Consider the following 21995-nt stretch of genomic DNA (forward strand, 5'->3'; position numbering starts at 1 on the left):
GCAATCTGGTTCCCCGTGTGTCGCTGCCGATGTGCAGCGACGCCGATCCGTGCGCTGCTATCGGCTGCACTGGCGATTTCTTGAGCCCCGCTCGTCCACCCTCACCCGCCGAACATCGGCGGCGGCCTGCCTTCCCACATGTGCTACGCATGCGGCGAGAACGCGCTATGTCCAATTCCGCATGCCCGCTCACGCATCCGTCGCGACAACGCCGACGCGAAGACGAAGACCCGCGCCTTGTACCTAAACCGGGGGCAATTGCCGCAGTTGCTCGGCGCTGGGGAAGCTGCGCACGCGATAGCGCGGCGGATACAGGGTCGGCTGACGCTCCATCAGCGCACCGAGCAGGGCGAACGCCGGCTCCCACTCCGCGACGGTCACATCCGCTTCGCCGTCCTCACGCGGGACGACGAAGGCGATGTGGTCGGTCCTGGGCAGCAAGGTGTCCACGCCCTCGGTCCAGGTGCCGACCGACACCTGCCGCGTGCTGTCGTGACGGTCCTGGTAGACGTTGAACGAGGCCACGAACACATCCACGTCGTTGGCCTCGTGCAGCTTGTCGAGCAGCGCTTTCTGGCCGGCGTAGGCGGGCGTATCCAGCATCCGCCGCAGGTCGGCCTGGCGCTGCCGGTGCTCGGGCGCAGTCAGCGCGAACGGCACGATGCGGCGCGCGTCGTCGTAGGTGAAGGCCAGCCAGGAGATGCAGCGGCCATGCTCGGCCGCTTGCAGGCTCAGTTCCAGCATGAGGGCCATGGCCACGTTGTCGCGCTCGCCGACCACCAGCAGGCAATCGCGCGTGGGCAGCATGAACACCGGGCACCCCGCCACCGGCGCGCGATGCAGCACGTCCGGCAGCAAGGCGCGGCTGGTGTCGTAGGCGTCGTACCAGGCGCCGCGGAACACGCCGGGAGCGACTTCGGCGAAACGGTCCTCGGTGGCGTCGCGCAGGTTGTCGCGGGCAATGGCCAGGCTCTCGTCCAGGGAGATGCCCCACTCCGGCCGCGGCCCGGCGATCAGGGTGGACGTCGAATCGGGCAGGTCCAGCGCCAGCAACTCGACGCAATCCTCGCCGATGTCGCGGCAGGCATAGGGGAACGGCACGTCCATGCCCTTCTCGCACTGCTGCTCCAGGCGCAGGTCCTCGAACATGCCGCGGTTGCGGATCACCGGCATCAGCGTGGCGCGCAGTTCCTCGAAGCTACGCTGCTGGCGGCTCTCCTCCTGCTCGTTGAGGAAGGCGGCGACATAGCTGTGCAGCGCCTCGTCGCGCCGACGCCGATCGGCGTGGGTATAGGCGTGGTAGGCATTGTGCAGGTGGATGGTGCGGCCGTTCTGGCCGACTAGGCGGAACGCGTCCGGCTGGTACGTCAGGGGTTCGGCATAGCCGCGCGCCTGCAGCGTCTCCAGGAACAAGCGCGCGAATGCATCCGGGCCGGGCGGCTTGCGGTTGAACAGCGTGTCGAACAGGCCATTGAACATCGGCGGTCTTCCTTGGAGTCGGGTGCGCACAACGCGCCGTCGCAGGCGCATGGCGCGGGTGGCTGCGGGCCCGCCATCCTCTCGCAAAAAAGCCCCGCCGAGGCGGGGCTTTCGTGAACGCCGCAGCGCGCGCCAGGATCAGGCGAACGGATCCTGCAGCACCATGGTGTGGTCGCGGTCCGGGCCGGTGGAGACAATGGAGATCGGGCAGCCGGCCAGTTCTTCCAGCGCGCGCAGGTAGGCGCGGGCGGCAGCGGGCAGCTTGTCCCACTCGGTGATGCCGTGGGTGTTCTCGCTCCAGCCCGGGAACTCCAGGTACACCGGGGTGCACTCTTCCCAGCCTTGCGCATCCAGCGGCGCGTACTCGGTGCGCTTGCCGCGGTATTCGTAGGCGATGCACACCTTCAGCTTCTCCATGCCGTCGAGCACGTCGAGCTTGGTGATGCACAGGCCGGAGATGCCGTTGATGGCCACCGCCCGCTTGAGCGCGACGATGTCCATCCAGCCGCAGCGGCGCGGACGGCCGGTGGAGGCGCCGTACTCGGCGCCGCGGTCGCGGATGCCCTGGCCGATCGCGTCGTCCAGTTCGGTCGGGAACGGGCCGCCGCCGACGCGGGTGGCGTAGGCCTTGGCGATGCCCAGCACGTAGTCGATGTCCTGCGCGCCCACGCCGGTGCCGGCCAGCGCGCCACCGACGGTGGTGTTGGAGCTGGTGACGTAGGGATAGGTGCCGTGGTCGATGTCCAGCAGCGCACCCTGCGCGCCTTCGAACAGCACGCGCTTGCCCTGCTTGCGCAGGTCGTGAAGGATGCCGGCCACGTCGAACTTCATCGGCTGCACGTACTCGCCGAAGGCCAGCGCTTCGTCGAAGGTCTTCTGGAAGTCGACCGCTTCCACGCCCAGGTACTTGGTCAGCACGAAGTTGTGGTAGTCCAGCGCGGTGCGCAGCAGCTCTTCCAGCTGCGGCGGGTAATGCAGGTCGGCGACGCGGATGCCGCGGCGCGCCACCTTGTCTTCGTAGGCCGGGCCGATGCCGCGGCCGGTGGTGCCGATGGCCTTGCCGCCAGCAGCCTTCTCGCGGGCCTGATCCAGGGCGATGTGGTACGGCATGATCAGCGGCGCGGCCGGCGAGATCTTCAGGCGCGAACGCACTTCCACGCCGGAGGTCTCCAGCTCCTCGATCTCCTTGCGCAGCGCGGCCGGGGAGATCACCACGCCGTTGCCGATCAGGCACAGCGCGTCATCGCGCAGGATGCCGGACGGGATCAGGTGCAGGACGGTCTTCTTGCCGTTGATGACGAGGGTGTGGCCGGCATTGTGGCCGCCCTGGAAACGCACGACGGCACCGATTTCCTCGGTGAGCAGATCGACGATCTTGCCTTTGCCTTCATCGCCCCACTGGGCGCCGAGCACGACAACTGACTGACCCATGGCTGGGTAACTCCTGGTTTGCTGCGCGACCGTCGGGGCCACGCGGATGTGGTGGCCGTGCGGGGTCCGACCGACACCAGCGCGGTTGCTCCATCGGGGAGCGTCCAGGCGCCGGCAAGACCCATACACGGAAAAAGCCGGTCGAGACGCTCGCGTGGAGCGGGCCCGGCCGGCTTTTGTGCATTATCCGGGTTTTGGGTGGCGGTCACCACCCCTTCCGCTGCCGCGTTCAGCGACCTGCCCGACGGCAGCACTCGGGATGCGGGGTCAGCCGCGAACCCACAGCAAGGCGATCAATCCCACCGCCAGGGCCACCCCGCCAGCGATCCGCAATTGTGTGGTCGGCATGGCCAACATCTGCTGCACCATCCGCTTCCAGGCCTCCGGCGCCACCAGCAGGATCAGGCCTTCGAAGACGACGACCAGGCACACGGCGGCGATCAGATCGTGCATGGGGTCTCACAGGCAGAAGGAGATGGCGTGTGCGCGTCAGCTGGAGAGCCCGCATCCTGTAGGAGCGGCTTCAGCCGCGACAGGGTCTCCCAGAAAAGTCCGGACGCGGCAGGCTTTTCGCGAACCCTGTCGCGGCTGAAGCCGCTCCTACAAAGGAAGGCGGCTGCGGCCAACCGATAGCGGGACCGGGAACCCGCTCTTACGAATCCCCAATCCCAACTCCCCAATCCCCGCCCCTCAGCGATCGCTCTTGAGGTACTGCAGGAACGGATCGTTCTTGTCGAGCACGATCACGCCGTTGCCGTCGGCCATGGCGCCGCGGTAGGCCTCTAAGCTGCGATAGAACGCGTAGAACGACGGATCGGCGGAGCCGGCCTTGCCGTAGACGCTGGCCGCCTCGGCATCGCCTTCGCCGCGCAGCTTCTGTGCGTCGCGCTCGGCCTCGGCGACCAGCACCGTGCTCTCGCGGTCGGCCTGGGCACGGATGGTCAGCGCCTGCTCTTCGCCCTCGGCGCGCAGCTTGGCCGCTTCCTGCTTGCGCTGCGCGCGCATGCGCTCGTACACGTCGGTGATCACCTGGCTGTCGGTCGGCAGGTCGATCTGCTTGATGCGCAGGTCGACGATCTGCATGCCCAGGGTCTTGCTGGCCGCGTTGATCGCCACCAGTTGCTTGGCGATCAGTTCGCTGCGGTCGCCGGACACCAGCTGCTGCAGGGTGCGCGAGTTGATCTGGTTGCGCAGCGAATCGGTGATGATCGGCGCCAGCAGGCTGTTGGCCACCTTCTCGTCGCCGCCCTGGGTGGCGCGGTAGAAGGCGCGCACGTCGGAGATGTAGCCGATGGCGAAGAAACTGACGCTGACGTCCTTCTGCTCGGCGGTGAAGTAGCGCGCCGGGGTGGTGTCGATCACCTGGAAGCGGCGGTCGAACATGCGCACCGATTCCACCAGCGGCACCTTGAAGTGCAGGCCCGGCTTGAGGTCGGCACGCACCACGCGGCCCAGGTTCAACACCATCGCCGCCTTGTCCTCGGGCACCACGAATACCGAGCTGAGCAGCGCGAACAGCGCGACGACGGCAATGCCCGCCCACAATGACAGTTTCATCGCTGGATCTCCTCACGGCCGGTCGGGCGCGGCGTGCGCTCCGGGTTGCGGACACTCTCGGCCGAACTGCTGTTCAAGGACGGCATCAGCACCTCCTGCGGCAGCGTCGGCACCGTCGGCAGCGATCCGCCGGTGGTCGGCGAGGTCGGCGGGGTCGACGTGGCGGGCGCCTTGCCCTCGGCCGGCATCGGCACGTAGATCAGCTGGCGGCCGTCGCCGCCGATGACCTTGCGATTCTGCGCCAGCACCTGCTGGATCGTCTCCAGCCACAGCCGCTTGCGGGTGACCTCCGGCGCGTTCTGGTACTGCTGCTGCAGCAGGGTGAAGCGCTCGGCGTCGCCCTGCGCACGGGCGATCGCCGCTTCCTTGTAGCCTTCGGCGACGGTGCGGGTGCGTGCCGCCTGGCCACGCGCCTCCGGCACCACCTTGGCGGCGTAGGCCTGGGCCTCGTTGATCAGCCGCTCCTTGACCTGTTGGGCGCCATTGACCTCGTCGAAGGCCGACTTCACTTCTTCCGGCGGACGCGCGTCGGGCAGGGTCAGGCCGGTCACGATCAGACCGGTGTGATAGGCCTTCAGCGCGGCCTGCAGGCGCTCGCGCGCGGCCACCGCCATCGGTCCGCGGTTGTTGAGCACCGTGTTGAGATCGGAACGGCCGATCTGTTCGCGCACTGCGCTCTGCGCGGCCTGCTCCAGCACCAGGTCGGCGTTGCGCGCGCCGAACACGTAGGTGCGCGGGTCTTCGACCCGGTACTGCACGTTGAGCGAAACGTTGACGATGTTCTCGTCGCCGGTCAGCACCGGCAACTGGCTGTCGAAGGTCTTGATGCGGGTGGCATCGACCTTGCGCACGGTCTCGATCGGCCACGGCAGCTTGAAGTTCGGGCCCGGCTGCAGGATCCGCGAGAACTGGCCGAAGCGCAGCACCACGCCGCGCTGCTGCTCGCCGATCAACTGGAAGCTGCTGAACAGCAGCACCAGCACCACCGCGCCCAGGATCCAGCGGCCGATGCCACCGCCGTCGCCGAACAGGTCCTTCAACGGACCGGGCAACCCGCCCCATTTTCCTCCCCCATTGCCGCCACGAGGCGCCCAGGGACCGCGCCCGTGATTGTCGGGGCCGTCTCCGCCCTTGCCGCCAGGTGTATTCCAGGCCATGCATGCTCCAAGAAGGAAGGTGGCGACGCGTCGGTCACGCGCCGGTCACCGGATAATGAGTCGCCGATTCTACTAGATGGGGCAGACCCGCCGTTTCGAAAGGGTATCTTGGTGCATTCCTGCGTGCCGACCAAGGTGTTCCATGTCCGTTCCCGCCCAGTTCTCCGCCTTCCGCATCCACCAGGACGCGAGCGGCTACCACGCCGGCCTCGTCCCGCTGTCCCTGGACCAGCTCAACGACGGCGAGGTGGTGATCCGGGCGGCCTGGTCGTCGGTGAACTTCAAGGACGCGCTGGCCGGGACCGGCCAGGGCAAGATCCTGCGCCGCTTCCCGCTGGTCGGCGGCATCGACGTGGCCGGGCACGTGGTCGCCTCCAGCGACCCGGCGTTCAAGGAAGGCGATACGGTGCTGGTCACCGGCTGCGGCCTCAGCGAGACCCGCGACGGCGGCTACAGCGAGTACGTGCGCCTGGAGTCCAAGTGGGTGGTGTCGCTGCCGGCCGGGCTGAGCCTGCGCGAGAGCATGGTGCTGGGCACCGCCGGTTTCACCGCGGCGCTGGCGTTGCTGCGCCTGCTCGACAACCGCCAGACTCCGGCGCACGGTCCACTGTGCGTGACCGGCGCCACCGGCGGGGTCGGCTCGCTGGCGATCGACATCTTCAGCCGCGCCGGCTTCGAGGTGCATGCGGTCAGCGGCAAGGCCGACCGCGCCGAGCAGCTCAAGGCCTGGGGCGCCACCCAGGTGCTCGGTCGCGAAGCCTTGCAGACCAAGCGGCCGCTGGAGTCGGTGCGCTTCGGCGGCGGCCTGGACAACGTGGGCGGGGCGATGCTGACCAGCCTGCTGGCGCAGACGGCACCGTACGGCAGCGTCGCCAGTGCCGGCCTGGCCGCAACCGCGGAGCTGGACATGACGGTGATGCCCTTCATCCTGCGCGGGGTGTCGCTGCTGGGCATCGGCTCGGCCGGCACCGCCCGCGACCTGCGCGACCGCATCTGGCAGCACCTGGGCAGCGACTGGAAGCCGCGCCATCTGGACACGATTTGCACCCGCGAAGTCGACCTCGCCGGCCTGCCGGAGGTGTTCGCGACAATGCTGGCCGGGCAGTCGTTCGGGCGCACCGTGGTGCGACTGGATCCGGGCGCGTAGCCACGCCGACGCTTTGTGACACGCAACGCTTTCCGCCCTCGCGCCGCTGCCACTACACTCCGAGCTTCCTAGGGGGAAGCACATGGCACGCATTCTGATCGTCGACGATTCGCCGTCGCAGTTGCTGGGCATCCAGCGCATCGTGGAAAAACTGGGGCACGAAACGATCACCGCCACCGACGGCGCCGCCGGCGTGGAAGCGGCCAAGGCGGCCTTGCCGGACCTGGTGCTGATGGACGTGGTGATGCCCAACCTCAACGGTTTCCAGGCCACCCGCACCCTGCGCCGCGAGCCGACCACGCAGAACATCCCGGTGATCCTGGTCACCACCAAGGACCAGGACACCGACCGCATGTGGGGCATGCGCCAGGGTGCCCGCGCCTACATCACCAAGCCGTTCTCCGAGGACGAGCTGTACGAGGTGATCGAGCGCGTGTTCAGCGGCGAGGATGCGCCGTAGAAGCCGGGAATCGGGATTGGGGATTGGGGATTCGTAAGGGCGGGTTCCGGGCGGCGTTTGAGCGCGCAGCGTAAGGCCGCATTGCAATCGGCGCCCCTTGTAGGAGCGGCTTCAGCCGCGACAGGCGCTACCAGTAACGCCTGTCGCGGCTGAAGCCGCTCCTACGCAGGCCATGCGGTTTCGCTGGCGCCGCGCCGCATTGCGCAGATACGTGTGCAGGGCCGCCTCGCGCAAGCCGCGATGGCCGGTTTATCGGGACCGCATCGCGGCTGAAGCCACTCCTACGACGCCACAGAGCGAGGGGAGCCCGCTTTTGCGAATCCCCACTCCCGACTCCCCAATCCCGGCACCACTCACACGGCCTCGCCAAAGGCCTTGGCCAACCCGCGATACGCCTTGCGCTGGGCTTCGGTTTCCGGCGCCGGCGCCAGTACTTCCAGTTCGACGATCTGGTCGCCCGGCGGGGTGCCGGGCAGGCCGCGGCCGCGCAGGCGCAGCTTGCGGCCGGCGTCGGACTCCGGCGGGATCTTCAGTTCCACCGCCCCGCCCAGGGTCGGCACGCTGATGCTGGTGCCCAGCGCTGCCTGCCACGGCGTCACCTGCAGGGTGTAGAGGATGTTGCGGCCGTCCACCTCGAACTGCGGATGCGCGGCGTACTCGATCTCCAGCAGCAGGTTGCTGCCGCCGTTGCCCTGCCCGCTCAGCCGGATCACCTGGCCGGGGCGCACGCCCTTGGGCACGCGCACGTCCAACTGTTTGCCGTTGATGGTGATGCGCACGCTGTCGCCGGCGTACACCGCCTCCAGCGGCACCGCCAGCTTGGCGCGGGTATCGCCGCGCGGTGCACCGGGTCCCGGACCGGGGCCGGCGCCGCCCTGGCGGGCGCGCTGCTGGCGGGCGAACAGGCTCTCGAAGAAATCGCTGAAGCCGCCACCGGCGCCACCGTTGCCGAACACTTCCTCGAAGTCGAAGCCCTGCGCACCGCCGTAGTTGGGCGGCGCGTGGAACTCCTCGCCCGGGCGGTAACCCTGCGCGCGCAACTGGTCGTAGGCGGCGCGCTTGGGCGGGTCGCGCAAGGCCTCGTAGGCCTCGTTGATCGCCTTGAACTTCTCTTCGGCCCCAGGCTCCTTGCTGACGTCGGGATGGTACTTGCGCGCCAGCCGCCGGTACGCGGTCTTGATCTCGGCATCGCCGGCGCTGGGTTCCACGCCCAGGGTCGCGTAGTAATCCTTGAATTCCATCCATCACCTCAAAAAGAGTCGGCCCGCCGCCTTGCGGCAACGGGCCGGTTGCATGCATTGCGCCATCGCCCGGCCATTCTACGGCCGGCCGCGAAGGCGCGGCGTCGCGATGGCGACGCCGCTGCGAGCGGGCGCTTACTGCACGATCGTGGCCCCGGTATCGACCTGGATGCGGCGCGGCGTGCTCGCCGGTCGCTTGGGGATGCGCACTTCCAGCACGCCATGGTAGCCGGTGGCGGAAATGCCGTCCGGGTCGGCGCTGTCGGGCAGCGCGAAGCGGCGATGGAAGCTGCCGTAGCGGCGCTCGATGCGCGAGAAGCGCTCGGTATCGGCGGCCGATTCGCTCTTGCGCTCGCCCTTGATCGAGAGGATGCCCTTGTCCATCGACACCTCGATCTCCGACGGATCGATGCCCGGCAGGTCGGCGTACAACACGAAGCGCTCCGGCTCCTCCTTGATGTCCACGCGCGGCACCCACTGCGCGGTGACGACGGCCGATTCGTCGGTGCCGCCGTTGGGGTCGAAGAAGCGGTCGAACACCTGCTTGATCTCGTTCTGGAATGCGGCCTGGGCCGGCCACTGGCGATAACGGACGATGCTCATCGTGGTCTCCTGAAACGTGAATGAGGTACACCCCGGAGGGGACGGTTCGCGGCGGCGGGACCGGCCCGCCGTCCATGCCCGTCAGATAGGCCTGCCGCCGCGCTTTTCAAGGCGTTGACGCCACCTTCCCATTTCCGTTTCTAGACTCGGTTCATCCAAGGAGCCCGACATGCCCATCCAGATCGGCGAACGTATTCCCGAAGTGGTGCTGCAGCACATCCGCGACGGCGTGGAAGCCGTGGACACGCGCACCCTGTTCGACGGCCGCCGCGTGCTCTTGTTCGCAGTGCCCGGCGCCTTCACCCCGACCTGTTCGGAGAAGCACCTGCCCGGCTATGTGGAGCACTTCGAGGAGTTCCGCAAGCGCGGCATCGAGGTGTACTGCATGGCAGTCAACGACCCGTTCGTGATGCAGGCCTGGGGCAAGAGCCAGCTGGTGCCGGACGGCCTGCAGATGCTGTCCGACGGCAATGGCGACTTCGCCAAGGCACTGGGTCTGGAACTCGACGCCAGCAGCTACGGCATGGGCGTGCGGGCGCGCCGCTTCGCGCTATACGCCGACGACGGCGTGGTACGTGCGTTGTTCGTCGAGGCGCCGGGCGAATTCAAGGTCTCCGCCGCCGACTACGTGCTGCAGCATCTTCCCGACTGATCCCCTCACCCACCACAGGAAACGGCCAGCCATGTCCAACAAGCCAGCCACCCCGAACACCGACGCCAAGCCGCTGCAGCACACCGCCGGCCTCACCGACACCGCCACCCTGCGCGCCAACGCCCGCCAGAGCATCGAGGACGGCGCGATCACCAAGAGCTACAGCGCCGACCGCGAGGCGGTGATCAAGATGCTCAACGACGCGCTCGCCACCGAGTACGTGTGCGTGCTGCGCTACTACCGCCACTACTTCATGGCCGCCGGCATGCTCGCCGACGCGGTCAAGTCCGAGTTCCTGGAGCACGCGCAGCAGGAACAGGCGCACGCGCACAAGCTCGCCGAGCGCATCGTGCAGCTGGGCGGCGAGCCGGACCTCAATCCGGACACGCTGACCGCGCGCTCGCACGCCGAGTACAAGGAAGGCGAGGACCTGCGCGACATGGTCAAGGAAAACCTGATCGCCGAGCGCATCGCCATCGACAGCTACCGCGAGATGATCAACTTCGTCGGCGACAAGGACACCACCACCAAGCGCATCCTGGAAGAGATCCTGGCCCAGGAAGAAGAGCACGCCGACGAGTTCTCGGACATGCTGGAAGGCTGGATCGGCAAGTAGCCGGCTCAGGCTTTATGCTCTCTCGTAGGAGCGGCTTCAGCCGCGACAGGCGTTATCGCAACTGCCTGTCGCGGCTGAAGCCTCTCCTACGGTCCTTCTTGTCTGACGCGCAAAAGTCGAAGCGACAGCAAAGGCGTTCGCCTTGCGGCGAGTTACTTTGATCAGCCTGCGGCTGCTGAGAAGCGCTTCTTTGCTCGCGCAAAGAAAAGGTAACCAAAAGAAAGCGCGCCCTGCCTCGCGCCCTCCGCGCTAACGCGCTCCGGGTCCGCGTCCATCGCGGGGATCCGCGGAAGGGACTTGGCTGCTTCGCAGCCAAGTCCGGGGCAGTCGCCTCACGGCGCCAGCCCGCCCGCCGGGGCGAAGCAGTGCTTCGCCTTTTCCGGCGAGCCCTGCCCTGCCGCGGACGGCGCACATCCATGTGCGCCGCCCTTCGGGTTCTTCCCCGCGATGGCCGCCGCTTCGGAAGGGAACCCGGCAAGTCAAAAGCAAGAGCGACAGCAGCAGCCAAAGCCAAAGCCAAGCGACCGCCCCCACAGGGACTCTCGGTTATCGGTGTCCGGAAGTGGTTGTGGGAGGGATTTCAGTCCCGACTGCTTTCGAGGTTAGATCGTCAGCCTACTCTGGTCGTCGTGGTTGCTTGACAGTTGGCTTCTACGAGGGCGCGCGCGCCACCGCTGCTCAGCGCAACACGCGGAACCGTACCTGGGTCCAGGCGCCGTTGCTGGCCAGCGCGGTCAGGGTGTGGTCGCCGGCGTCGGCGAAGTCGCGCTGGAAGGTGCGTGCGCCCTCGGTGCGGGCGATCCAGCGGCCATCCAGCAGCCAGTCCACCGGCATGCTCGTGCCCAGCGCGCGGACCTGCAGGCGCACGCTGGTGCTGCCCGGCGCGCGCGCCAGGGTGGCGCGGTCGTTGAGGCCTTCGATGCGCAGCACGTCGCTGCGGCCGCGGCCGTCGTCGCGGCAGTCCGGCGCCAGCGCCGGCAGTTGCCCGGCCTGGCGCTCGCTGGCGTGCAGCCACGGCGTCAGCAGCGCCGGCCAGTGCGCCAGGTCGCGGGTGACCGTCTCGTGCGGCTGCGCGCAGTCCGGCGACAGGCGCAGGCCGCTGTGCGCGTCCACCTGCACGGTCTCGCGGCCGGCGCTCCACAGCCGTGCGTCGCGCTCGGCGAAGGTCGGCGGCACCGCGCCGTCCAGCGCATAGGCGGAGAAACGGCGCTGGCACAGCGCCGGCGGCGTCTGCTCGGCGGCGACGCCCAGCGGCCAGCACACGTCCACCTGCTGCACGTTGGCGGGCATCGGCCGCGCTGCGTTGTCGCCGCGCAGGCGTGGCAGGCTGTCGATGGTCTCGAACATCAGCGGCAAGGCGGTCACCGCGCCGTACTGGCCGGGCAGCGGCGTACCGTCCGGGCGGCCGACCCACACGCCGACGGTGTAGCGGCGGGTACTGCCGATCGCCCAGGCGTCGCGGTAGCCGTAGCTGGTGCCGGTCTTCCAGGCTACGCGCGGGCGCGTGCCGACGTCGAAGGTGCCGATGCCGTAGCCGGGACGCGGATTGGCCTCAAGCATCTCGCGTACGATCCAGGCCGCGCCGGGCGACATCAGCCGCCGCTCGATGCGCTTGTCAGACGCGCTGTAACGCACGTGGCCGGCGATGCCGTCGCGGTTGAGCGCGGCGAAGGCGCCGACCAGTTCCTCCAGTTTCGCACCGGTGCCGCCGAGGATCAGCGCCAGGTTGGGCGTGCTGCCGCGTGGGAACTTCAGGCCGATGCCGGCGTTGCTCAACCGTGCGGCGAAGCGCGCCGGCCCGACCCGGTCGAGCAGGTCCACCGCCGGCACATTCAGCGACAGGCGCAGGGCGCTGGCGGCGCCGATCGGGCCGTTGAAGGCTTCGTCGAAATTGCCCGGGCGGTAGTCGCCGAAACTCTGCGGCGCGTCGACCAGCAGGCTTTCGGAGTGGATCAGGCCGTCGTCCAGGGCCATGCCGTACAGGAACGGTTTGAGCGTGGAGCCGGGCGAGCGCCACGCCTGCACCATGTCCACGTCGCCGAGCCGGCGGCGATCGCCGAACTGCACCGAGCCGATGTAGGCGCGCGCCTGCAGGTCTTGGTTGTCCACCACCAGCAAGGCGGCGGAGGTGCGCTCGGGCAGTTGCGAGAAGTAGGCGCTGACCCGGTCTTCGAGGGTGCGCTGCAGGTCGGCGTCGAGGGTGGAGACGATGTGCGCGGCGTGCGGGTGTTGCTGGCGCAGGCGTTCGGCCAGCAGCGCGGCGTGCAGCGGCGTCTGCAGCGAGCGCGCCACCACCGGTTCGATGCGCGCATCGTCGACCTGCGCGCGCGGCCACACGCGCAGCGCGACCATGCGTTCGAGCACCTTGTCGCGCGCCACGCGCGCCGCTTCCGGATGCCGGTCCGGACGCAGCCGGCTCGGCGCCTGCGGCAGCACCGCCAACAGCGCTGCCTCGGCCTGCGACAGGCGCGCGGCCGGTTTGCCCAGGTAGGCCCAGCTCGCCGCGTCCACGCCTTCGATCGTGCCACCGTAGGGCGCGCGCTCCAGGTACAGCTGCAGGATCTGCCGCTTGCTCAGGTGCGCTTCCAACTGCAGCGCGCGCAGCGCCTGCTGCGCCTTGCCCCAGGGCGTGCGCGTGCTGACCTCCGGCGGCATCAGGATGCGCGCCACCTGCATGGTCAGGGTGGAGCCGCCGGAGACGATGTGGCGCGAGAACAGCCACTGCTTGGCCGCACGCAGCAGCGCCCAGGGATTGATCCCGGGGTGGACCCAGAACCAGCGGTCTTCGTAGTTCAGCAGCGCCTGCAGGTACAGCGGCGAGACGCTGTCCGGCGTGGCCGGATAGCGCCAGACGCCATTGCCATCGGCGAAGGCGCGCAGCGGGGTGCCGTCGGCCGCCACCGCCAGGGTCGAGGTGTCGCGCGACTTCGGCAGCGGCAGCGGGAACGCGAGATCCAGCAACAGCAAGGTCGACAGCAGCGCCACCGTTCCCCAGCGCAGCCACGGCAGCAGGCGCATCCAGCGCCAGGGGCGCCGCGCGGCGTGCGGAGCGGCGGTGTCGTCCAGTGGCATGCGTGCTCCCGATGGAAGCGGCCATTTTGCCTGTTGCGGCGGCGACGCGGGAGTGGGAATGCTCCTGCGCGTGCGACGTCGTCGGCGATGCGCGGCTCGGAACACCGCCAACAGTTCGCGGTTGCCGCGACGCGATTGGACGCGCCGCTCCTACAACGGCATTGAGGCTCCTGGAGACGCTCAATGCCAGCACGTAGTGCACAGGCTAGATCCCGCCGAACGCCGCCCCACCCTACGCCAGTGGCAGCCGCAGCGTCGCCACGCTGCCGGGCGCATCCGTGCGCGCCTCCAGGCTCAGGCTGCCGCCCTGCGCCTCCACGATCTGCCGCGACAGCACCAGGCCGATCCCCGAGCCACCGGGCTTGGTGGTAAAGAACGGCACGAACAGGTTGTCGCTGGGCGGCAAGCCGGCGCCGCCGTCGAGCACCTCGATCAGCACACTGGCGCCGTCGCCGCGCGCGCGCAGCGTCACCGGCGCGCTGCCGCCGGCTTCCAGCGCGTTGCGCAGCAGGTTGATCAGCACCTGCTCGAGCTGGTCGGCATCGGCGCGCGCGTGCAGCGCCGGTGCGATCGCGAGCTGCACCCGGGCGTCGTCCAGCAGTCGCTGCACGCGCGCGCACAGCGGCGCCAGCGCCACCGGCGCCGGGACCGGCGCGGGCAGCCTGGCCAGCCGGGCGTAGCCGCCCAGGAAACGCTGCAGGGCGGCGCTGCGCTGTTCGATCACACCCAGGCCGTTGTGCAGATCGGCCTGCAATTCGGCGTCGAGCGCCTGCGGCGCGGCCGCCAGCAGCCGCGCGAGGGTGTCGGCGATCGAGGCGATCGGCGCCAGCGAATTGTTGATCTCGTGGCTGAGCACGCGCAGCAGGCGGCGGAAGGCTTGCGCCTCCTCCTCGCGCAGCGCGCGCTCCATCGGCTGCACCAGCAACAGGCGCCCGGCCTGGCTGCGACTGCGCAAGGCGGCGTGGCCGATCTGCCAGCGCCCCTGCTGCCGAGGAAACGCATGCGCCTGGATGCTGCCCGACGGCACGTCGAACAGGCCGGCCAGTCCCAGCGCCTGCGCGGATTGCCCGATCGCCTGCTGGGCGGCGACACCCAGCAAACGCTCGCCGGCCGGGTTGAGCAGGCGCAAGCGCTGATCCTGTTCGAAGGCGAACACCGCCCCGTCCAGTGCCGCCAGGGTCTTGCTCAGCAGTTGCAGGCTTTCGTGCGAATCGCGCTGTTCGTCCTGCAGGCGTTGCGCCAATGCATTGAATCGCGCCAGCAGGCCGTCGGCATCGTGCGCGTCCTGCGCCGCACGCACGCTGTAGTCGCCCTCGCGCAGCGCGTCCAGCAAGCCGCCGAGGGTACGCAGGCGCTGCCCGGCATCGCGCTGCTGCCGGCGCCATAGCGCCGCGGTCAGCAACAGCACGCACAGCAGCAGCACCACCGCCTCGGGCAGCCGCGGCGCGCCGGCCACGAGCACCAGCACCAAGGCCAGCAAGGCCGGCGCCGCCAGCCACAGCGGCCGCCAACGCTGCCGCTCAGCCGCCGTCATCGCTGCGCAGGCCGTGCTTGCCCAGGCGCCGGTACAGGCTCTGCCGGGTGATGCCGAGTTGGTCGGCGGTGCGCTGCAGGTTGCCCTGCTGCTGCGCCAGCGCCTGTTTCAGCAGCAGCGCCTCGGCTTCTTCCAGGGTCAGCTGTGTCGATAGCGCGGGCGCGACGCTCGTCGCCGGCTGCAGGCGCAAATCGTCGCTGCCCAGGATGCTGCCGTCGGCCAGCAGCGCCGCGCGCTCCATCGCGTGCGCCAGCTCGCGCACGTTGCCGGGCCAGGCGTAGCCCAGCAGCGCGCGCTCGGCGTCGCGCGCCAGCGTCGGCAGCGGCCGCCGATACCGCGTGCAGGCGGCGGCCAGGTAATGCCGCGCCAGCGGCAGGATGTCGGCGCCGCGTTCGCGCAGCGGTGGCACCCGCACCTGGAAGGTGTTGAGCCGGTACAGCAGATCCTGGCGGAAGCGGCCGGCCGCCACTTCCGCCTCCAGGTCGGCATTGGTCGCCGCGACGATGCGCACGTCGACCCGCTGCGTGCGGGAGGAGCCCAGCCGCTCGAACTCGCCATCCTCGATCGCGCGCAGCAGCTTGGGTTGCTGCTGCAGCGGCAGGTTGCCGATCTCGTCCAGGAACAGGGTGCCGCCATCGGCCAGTTCGAAGCGGCCGGCACGGTCCTGGCGCGCGTCGGTGTAGGCGCCGCGCACATGACCGAACAGTTCGGCCTCGAACAGGGTCGGCGCCAGCCCGCCGACGTTGACCTTGACGAAGGCCTGCGTGCGACGCGGCGACCACTGGTGCAGCAACTGCGCCAGCAGGCTCTTGCCGGTGCCGTTCTCGCCCAGCAGCAGCACGTTGGCGCCGCTGCCAGCGATGCGCAGCAGGTCCCCGACCAGCCGCTGCATCGGTGCCGATTCGGCGACGAAATCGGCCGCGCCCTCCTGCAGCAACAACGCCTGCGCCTCGCCGAGCCGCTGCGCGGTGCGCCGGCTACGATCCAGTGCGATGCGGCTGTCCAGCACCGCCAGCACCCGTGCGTTCTGCCAGGGCTTCTCGATGAAATCGACAGCGCCCTCGCGCATCGCCGCCACCGCCACTTCGATGCTGGCCCAGGCGGTCATCGCGATCACCGGCAGCCCCGGCCATTGCGCGGCGATCTGCGCGATCAAGGCAAGGCCTTCGGCGCCGGAAGTGGTGTCGCGGGCGTAGTTCATGTCCACCAGCACCGCGGCGAATTCGTCGCCACGCAGGCAGGCCAGCGCCAGTTCCGGCGATTCGGCGCCGACCATGCCGTAGCCGGCGCTCTTGAGCAGCATGCGCAGGGCTTCGCGCACGTCGGCCTGGTCGTCGACGACGAGGATGCGCGGCAAGGGCGATGTGCGGGCGTCGTTCATGGCACAGAGTCTAGCGGCCGGGCGCGGTGGGCAGGCGCCACGGCCGCCGCCGTGGCGTACCCGCATCGAGAGGCGAAGCGGATCATTCGGCGCGCAAGGCCTGCATCGGCGGCACCCGCGCCGCCCGCTGCGCCGGCGCCAGTGCGGCGAGCAGGCCGGCCGCGGCCAGCACCAGCAGCACCGCGCCGATCGCCAACGGGTCGGCCACACGCACCTCGAACAGGAAGCGCTGCAGCAGCCGCGACACCGCCATCGCCACGCCCAGGCCCAGCAGCAGCCCCACTCCGATCTGCATGCCGGCCTCGCCCAGCACCTGCCGCCGCAGCCGTGCCGGCGGCGCGCCGAGCGCGGCGCGCACGCCGAACTCGTGTTGCCGCGCGGCCACCGCCACCGCCATCACCGCATACAGGCCGACCGCGGCCAGCAGCAATGCCAGGGCGGCGAACAGGCCGACCAGCAGCAGGTTGAGCTTCTGCTCGCTGGTGGTGGTGGCGACCAGCGCCTGCATCGGCTGCAGGTCGGCGATCGGCTGCTGCGGCACCACTTCGTCGATCGCCGCACGCAGCGCGCGCTCGTCGGCGCCCAGCGCGCCGGCGCGCAGATGCACCGCATAGGTCAGCGCGCCGAAACCGCGGATGATCTGCCACATCGGCTCGCTCATCTGCGCCAGCGGCTGGTACACCGTCGGCTCCGGCGGCTCGGCCGGGCTGGTATGACGCACGTCGCCGACCACGCCGACCACGCGCATCGCCAGGCGCTGGTTGCCGCCGTCGTCGGGCACGGTGATGCTCTTGCCCAGCGCCTGCCCGTGCAGGTAGCGCGCGGCGAAGCTGGCGCTCACCACGCAGACCCGCTCGGCCCCAGCCACGTCGCTGTCGGCGATCCCGCGCCCGGCCAGCAAGGGGATGCGGAACACGTCGAGGAATTGCGGCGTGGCCAGCCGATACTGGGCATCGACGGAGGGCGCACCGTTGATCTCCACGCTCCAGCTCAGCCGCGTTGCCGTCGGCGGATTGGTCGACACTCCCACGCGGTCGATGCCAGGCACCTGCTGCAGCCGCGCGACGATGCGCCGTGTCTGCTCCACCGCATCGGCCGCGGTGACGTAGCGCTCCTTCACCGGCGCCAGGGAGAACACCACCGCCGACCGGCTCTCGAAACCCATCGGCACCTCCGCCAGTTTCTGCAAGGTGCGGGTGAACAAGGCAGCGCCGATCAGCAGCACCACGGCGATGGCCACCTGTGCGATCACCAGGACGCGACCGAGGCGACCGGCCTGCAGACTCCAGCCGCCACGCCCACCGCCAGCCAGTTCGGCGACCAGGTTGCGGCGGCGGCCGCGCACGATGCCCAACACGGCGGCCAGCAGCGCGGTGGCACCGCCGGCGAGCAGCGCGAACAGCGCGCTGGCGCCGGTCAGGTGCGCCGCTTCGCCGCGCATCCACATCAGCGGTACCCAGTCGCCGAGCAGGCGCAGCCCAAGCCAGGCCAGCGCCAGCCCGGCCAGGCTGCCGAGTACGCCGATCAGCACGCCTTCGGCCAGCGCCGGCAGGCTCAGCCGCAGCCACGATGCGCCCAGTGCGGCACGCACCGCGCTGTCGTGGCTGCGTCCGAGCGCGCGCAGCAGCATCAGGCTGGTCAGGTTGATCGCGGCGATCAACAGCACGCAGGCGGCCGCGGCGAAGAACAGCCACAGCGTATTGCCGCTATTGGCGGCGTACAGGCTGTCCTGCAACGGCAGCGCATTGGGCGGCCGCCGCTGCAACGAGCCCCACCACGATGCGTCCATGTGCGGGCTGTTGCGCAAAAAGGCCTTGAGCGTGGCCGCGGTCTGCGCGGAGGCCGCGGCCACGCTGACTCCGGGGCGCAACCGCGCCACCACGATCTCGTTGGTGGACAGGTTGGTCTCGGCCAGGTCCGGCTGCATGTTGCGGATCAGGTCGAAGGGGTCGGCCCAGGGAAAGTCCGCCGGCAGCACGCCGACGATCTGCACCGGCTTGCCTTCGACCTGCAGCATGCGCCCCACCGCCGCCGGATCGCCGCCGAAGTAGCGCTGCCAGAAGCGATGGCTGAGGATCACCGCCTGCGGCCCGCCGGGCCGGCTTTCCTCGTCGCTGAAGTTGCGCCCCGCCGCCATCGGCAGGCCGAGCGTGCACAGGACGCCGGCATCGGCACTGATCGATGCGACCACCTCGCTGGCATCGCCGCGGGCGATGTTGGCCGGCACCGGGAACGTGCGCAGGATGCCGATCGACTGCAGGCTCGACATGCGCCGCAACACCGGGTAGTAGCCGGGCGCGGCGACATTGCGGCCGGGATCGCTGGATAGGCCGAGCGTGACCAGCCGCTCCGGCTGCGGGAACGGCAATGGCTTGAGCAAGGCCTGGTCGAGCAGCGCGAACACTGTCGTGGTGGTGGCCACGCCCAGCGCCAGGGTCAACACCGCCAGCAGCAGATAGCCGGGTTTGCGCGCCAGCGCGCGCCAGGATTGCCGCATCTCCGCCCAATGCAGGGCGGCGCTCATCGCGCCTGCTCCGCGGCGCGCACCGGCAACGCCACATCCTGCTCGTGGCGCAGCCGCTCGAAGGTGTCCTCGTCGACGATGCGGCCGTCGAGCATGTGCACGATGCGCTGCGCGCGCCGCGCGAACGCCGGGTCATGGGTGACCATGCACAAGGTGGTGCCGTTGTCGTGCAGTTGTTCCAGCAACTGCATCACCGCCTCGCCGTTGCGGCTGTCCAGATTGCCGGTGGGCTCGTCGGCAAGCAGGATCGCCGGGTTGCCCGCCAGCGCGCGCGCCACCGCCACGCGCTGCTGCTGACCGCCGGACAACTGCCCCGGATAGTGCTTGTGGCGATGGTGCATGCCGACCAGTTCCAGCACCTCGCGCACGCGCTGGCGGATCTGGCTGCGCTGGGCGCCGGAGCGGTAGGTCAGCGGCAGCGCCACGTTCTCTTCCACGGTGAGGTCGGCGATCAGGTTGAAGGCCTGGAAGATGAAGCCGATCTCGGCATTGCGGATGCGCGCGCGGCCGACCGTGTCCAGTTCGGCGACGTTGCGGCCGTTGAGCCGGTAGGTGCCGCCACTGGGCGCATCGAGCAAGCCCAGGATCGACAGCAGGGTCGACTTGCCGCAGCCGGACGGTCCGGTGATGGCGACGAAATCGCCGGGCGCCACCTCCAGCGCGATCTCGGCCAGGGCGTGCGTCTCCACTTCCTCGGTGTGGAACACCTTGCCGAGCCCGTCCAGGTGGATCAACGGCGCGGCGGATGGTGCGGGAATTGCGGTCATGCGGGGTCTCTCCTGGTCTGGCTAGCGTAAGCGCAAGGTGGCGTCGGCATTCCATTGGCTGGTGTCGGACAGCACGACGCGGTCGCCGGCGCGCAGGCCGGCACGGACTTGGATGCGGTCGCTGGAAGCGGCGCCGAAACGCACGCGAATGCGCTGCGCGGTCTGGCCGCCGTCGCGCAGCACGAACAGGCTACCGGCGGCGTTGGGCACGGCCAGCGCCGGGCGCGGGATGCTGACCACGTCGCGCAGCGTGCCGAGCACGATGCGCCCGTCCACCGACAGGTCCGGGCGCACGCCGGACGGCAGCGGCGGCGTCAGCCGCACGTCGACCACCACGCTGCCGCTGCGCACCGCTGGATCGATCCGCGCCACCTGCCCGCTGACGACGCCGTTGTGCGTGTCCACCGCGACCGGCAGGCCTTCGATCACGTCCTTGGCCAGGACCTCGGGCACCTGCAGCCGCGCCAGCAGGTCGTCCGGGCGCGCGACCCGCGCCAACTTGGCGCCGGCCTCGACACGCTGGCCGGGCTCCACGTCCACCTGCTGCAGGATGCCGTCGCTGCCGGCGCGCACCTGCAGCGCGTCGGCTTGTTGCGCGGCGATGGCCAGGGTGCTGGCGGCCTGCGCGCGCCGCGCCTGTGCCGCGCGCAACTGCGCGGCCATGTTCTGCCGGAACGCGGCCACGCGCTTGGTCTCGATGTCGGCGCGGCCGCGCTGCTGCGCCTCGACGATCTGGCTCTGGGTCAGGTCGATGTCCGAGATCGCCCCGCCATCGTGGCCGCGCCGGTAGGCCTTGGCCTTGATCTGCGCGATCTGCAGTTCGGACTCGGCCTGCGCCTGCAGCGCCTGCTGGTCCAGCAATTGCGACGCCAGTGCGGCGTGCAGTGCGGCCAGGTCGGCGTCTGCGCCAGCCAACGCGGCGCGCGCGCGATCCAGGCCGGCGTCCAGTTCCGGATTGACCAGTTGCAGGATGGGTGTGTCGGCCTGCACGCGCGCGCCGGCCTCGACCCGTTGCTGTTGCACGGTGGCCGGGGCCCCGGCGGTGATCCAGCGGATCTGCCGCGGCACCAGCACGCCACTGGCGCGGACCTCGCGGCGCATCTCGCCGCGCGTGGCCGCATCGATCCACAACTCGCTGCGCGCCACGCGCGGCGCCGCGCGGCCGCTGCCGAGCAGTGCCACGCCAAGCAATACCGCAACGGCAGCGGCCACCACCAGCCAGCGGCGGCGGTGGCGCCAGAACGAACGGTTCGGTGATTTCGCGATATCCATGCCTGCTGTGCAGCAGGCTGCGTGCCAATCGGCGAACCGCACTAACCCATTGAATCGTTTGCACTACGACCGCGACACGCGCGGTCGCCGCGTCCGCAAGCGGTCGTGCACCGACCGATTACGGACAGTGGCGCGAGCAGGTGCGGGTCAGGGCTTTTCCAGCGACGCGCGATAGCGCAGCAGCGCTTCCGGTTCGTCGGTCTGGAAGGCGCCGATGCCGGCGCGATACAGCCGCCCCCACACCGCTTCCGGATCGCGCACCGCATCGGCATCGCCGCCGACGTCGGCGACGAAGCCGTCCCACAGCGTGTTGACCAGCAGCCGCACGTGCCGCTGCTTGGCCAGGGCCGCCACCGCCGGCAACTGGGCCAGGCGCATCCGCGGCAGTTCGATCGCCACCGGCCGCACCTTGCCTTCCGTCTGGGTGCGCACGGTCTGCACCAGGTCGTCGGTGCCCGGCGGATTCAGCAGCACCGGGGTGAAGTTGACCTGGTCGAACGGCGGCATCGACGCCAGGTCCTGGCTGGCGACGCCGACCTCGGTCTTGACCACCACCTGCCGCTCCATGCCGGCGCGGCGCACCGCATCGACCACCTCGGCGTAGATCGGCGCTTTGACGTCCAGGTTGAGCATGATCCGGCCCTTGGCCGCGGCCAACATCTGCGCCAGGGTCACTGGATGCTGGTCGGTAAGCGCCGCGTCGGGACCGCCCTCGTCGTCGCGCAGGCGCAGCCGCGCCAGTTGCGGCCAGGTGAGTTCGGCGACCTTGCCGGTGCCGTCGGTGGTGCGGTCGACGGTGGCGTCGTGGAACATCACCAGGGTGCCGTCGCCGGCGCGGCGGATGTCGGTTTCGAGCATGTCCACGCCCAGCGTCACGCAGCGCTCCAGGCCCAGCAGCGAGTTCTCCGGCGCATGCCCAGCGAAGCCGTGCGCGGGCGCGGGGTTGTGGCAGCCGCGATGGGCGACGACGAAGATGCCGCCGTCCGGTGCGGCCAGGCGCGCCTGGATCGGGGCGATGGCGGCGACGGCCGGAGCCGTCGCGGTCAGCAGTGCGGCAATGACCGCGCCGCGCGAGAAAAGCAGGTTCATGGTTGGTCTCCGG

At 69.9% G+C, this 21995-nt stretch carries 18 protein-coding genes; 4 read left to right on the forward strand and 14 right to left on the reverse strand.

The window, feature by feature from the left end:
* Nucleotides 1-243 precede the first annotated feature (243 nt).
* From GGR66_RS10140 to hflK, 5 genes are all read right to left on the reverse strand, one after another.
* Nucleotides 244-1479 (reverse strand): hypothetical protein, encoded by a 1236-nt coding sequence (locus GGR66_RS10140; RefSeq protein ID WP_184448194.1) that lies wholly within the window; start codon nt 1477-1479, stop codon nt 244-246.
* 138 nt (nt 1480-1617) lie between these two features.
* Nucleotides 1618-2910, reverse strand: a complete 1293-nt coding sequence (locus GGR66_RS10145; protein WP_160971065.1) for an adenylosuccinate synthase — start codon at nt 2908-2910, stop codon at nt 1618-1620.
* A 267-nt stretch (nt 2911-3177) separates the two neighbouring features.
* The gene (locus GGR66_RS10150; protein ID WP_160971067.1) at nt 3178-3363 is read right to left on the reverse strand and encodes a DUF2065 family protein; all 186 of its coding nucleotides are present in this window, start codon (nt 3361-3363) and stop codon (nt 3178-3180) included.
* 237 nt (nt 3364-3600) lie between these two features.
* The gene (locus GGR66_RS10155) at nt 3601-4467 is read right to left on the reverse strand and encodes a protease modulator HflC (RefSeq protein ID WP_160966319.1); all 867 of its coding nucleotides are present in this window, start codon (nt 4465-4467) and stop codon (nt 3601-3603) included.
* A complete protein-coding gene (gene hflK / locus GGR66_RS10160; protein ID WP_160966317.1) occupies nt 4464-5624 on the reverse strand; it encodes an FtsH protease activity modulator HflK in 1161 nt (386 codons plus the stop codon). Before hflK ends, GGR66_RS10155 begins: the two co-directional genes overlap by 4 nt.
* 142 nt (nt 5625-5766) lie before the next feature.
* On the opposite strand from hflK, the gene GGR66_RS10165 reads away from it, so the two are divergent.
* Together GGR66_RS10165 and pilH are read left to right on the forward strand one after the other, a co-directional pair.
* Nucleotides 5767-6771, forward strand: a complete 1005-nt coding sequence (locus GGR66_RS10165) for an acryloyl-CoA reductase (RefSeq protein ID WP_160966315.1) — start codon at nt 5767-5769, stop codon at nt 6769-6771.
* 82 nt (nt 6772-6853) lie between these two features.
* A complete protein-coding gene (pilH, locus tag GGR66_RS10170; protein ID WP_010340114.1) occupies nt 6854-7231 on the forward strand; it encodes a twitching motility response regulator PilH in 378 nt (125 codons plus the stop codon).
* A gap of 353 nt (nt 7232-7584) precedes the next feature.
* Here pilH and GGR66_RS10175 read toward each other — a convergent pair whose 3' ends face one another.
* Nucleotides 7585-8472 (reverse strand): DnaJ C-terminal domain-containing protein, encoded by an 888-nt coding sequence (locus GGR66_RS10175; protein WP_048490191.1) that lies wholly within the window; start codon nt 8470-8472, stop codon nt 7585-7587.
* A 135-nt stretch (nt 8473-8607) separates the two neighbouring features.
* Nucleotides 8608-9075, reverse strand: coding sequence for an Hsp20/alpha crystallin family protein (locus GGR66_RS10180; protein ID WP_010341349.1), 468 nt, complete (start codon nt 9073-9075; stop codon nt 8608-8610).
* A 169-nt stretch (nt 9076-9244) separates the two neighbouring features.
* Here GGR66_RS10180 and GGR66_RS10185 point away from each other — a divergent pair, with 169 nt between their 5' ends.
* Both GGR66_RS10185 and GGR66_RS10190 read left to right on the forward strand, forming a co-directional pair.
* The gene (locus tag GGR66_RS10185; protein ID WP_160966313.1) at nt 9245-9727 is read left to right on the forward strand and encodes a peroxiredoxin; all 483 of its coding nucleotides are present in this window, start codon (nt 9245-9247) and stop codon (nt 9725-9727) included.
* A 31-nt stretch (nt 9728-9758) separates the two neighbouring features.
* Nucleotides 9759-10343 carry a ferritin-like domain-containing protein gene (locus tag GGR66_RS10190; protein WP_160966311.1) on the forward strand — a complete coding sequence of 195 codons (585 nt, stop codon included), beginning with the start codon at nt 9759-9761 and terminating at the stop codon, nt 10341-10343.
* A 678-nt stretch (nt 10344-11021) separates the two neighbouring features.
* On the opposite strand, the gene pbpC is transcribed toward GGR66_RS10190, so the two are convergent.
* The 7 genes from pbpC to GGR66_RS10225 all read right to left on the reverse strand — a co-directional run bounded on the left by pbpC (nt 11022) and on the right by GGR66_RS10225 (nt 21982).
* Nucleotides 11022-13415: a penicillin-binding protein 1C gene (gene pbpC, locus GGR66_RS10195; protein WP_184448195.1), complete on the reverse strand. Its 2394-nt coding sequence runs from the start codon at nt 13413-13415 to the stop codon at nt 11022-11024.
* A 232-nt stretch (nt 13416-13647) separates the two neighbouring features.
* Nucleotides 13648-14136, reverse strand: coding sequence for an ATP-binding protein (locus GGR66_RS21035; protein WP_326520303.1), 489 nt, complete (start codon nt 14134-14136; stop codon nt 13648-13650).
* 799 nt (nt 14137-14935) lie between these two features.
* Nucleotides 14936-16330 carry a sigma-54 dependent transcriptional regulator gene (locus tag GGR66_RS10205; protein WP_184448197.1) on the reverse strand — a complete coding sequence of 465 codons (1395 nt, stop codon included), beginning with the start codon at nt 16328-16330 and terminating at the stop codon, nt 14936-14938.
* Between the two features lie 82 nt (nt 16331-16412).
* On the reverse strand, nt 16413-18854 hold the full coding sequence (locus tag GGR66_RS10210) for an ADOP family duplicated permease (protein WP_184448198.1): 2442 nt from the start codon (nt 18852-18854) through the stop codon (nt 16413-16415).
* Complete coding sequence (locus GGR66_RS10215; protein ID WP_184448199.1) at nt 18851-19621, reverse strand: ABC transporter ATP-binding protein; 771 nt, start codon at nt 19619-19621, stop codon at nt 18851-18853. Before GGR66_RS10215 ends, GGR66_RS10210 begins: the two co-directional genes overlap by 4 nt.
* A 21-nt stretch (nt 19622-19642) precedes the next feature.
* Nucleotides 19643-20893 (reverse strand): efflux RND transporter periplasmic adaptor subunit, encoded by a 1251-nt coding sequence (locus GGR66_RS10220; RefSeq protein WP_184448200.1) that lies wholly within the window; start codon nt 20891-20893, stop codon nt 19643-19645.
* Nucleotides 20894-21040: 147 nt separating this feature from the next.
* Entirely contained in the window at nt 21041-21982 is a 942-nt protein-coding gene (locus GGR66_RS10225; protein WP_160966297.1) for a glycerophosphodiester phosphodiesterase family protein, read from the reverse strand.
* Between the last annotated feature and the right edge of the window lie 13 nt (nt 21983-21995).

The sequence above is a fragment of the Xanthomonas sp. 3498 genome, assembly GCF_014199795.1.
GTDB lineage: Bacteria > Pseudomonadota > Gammaproteobacteria > Xanthomonadales > Xanthomonadaceae > Xanthomonas_A > Xanthomonas_A rydalmerensis.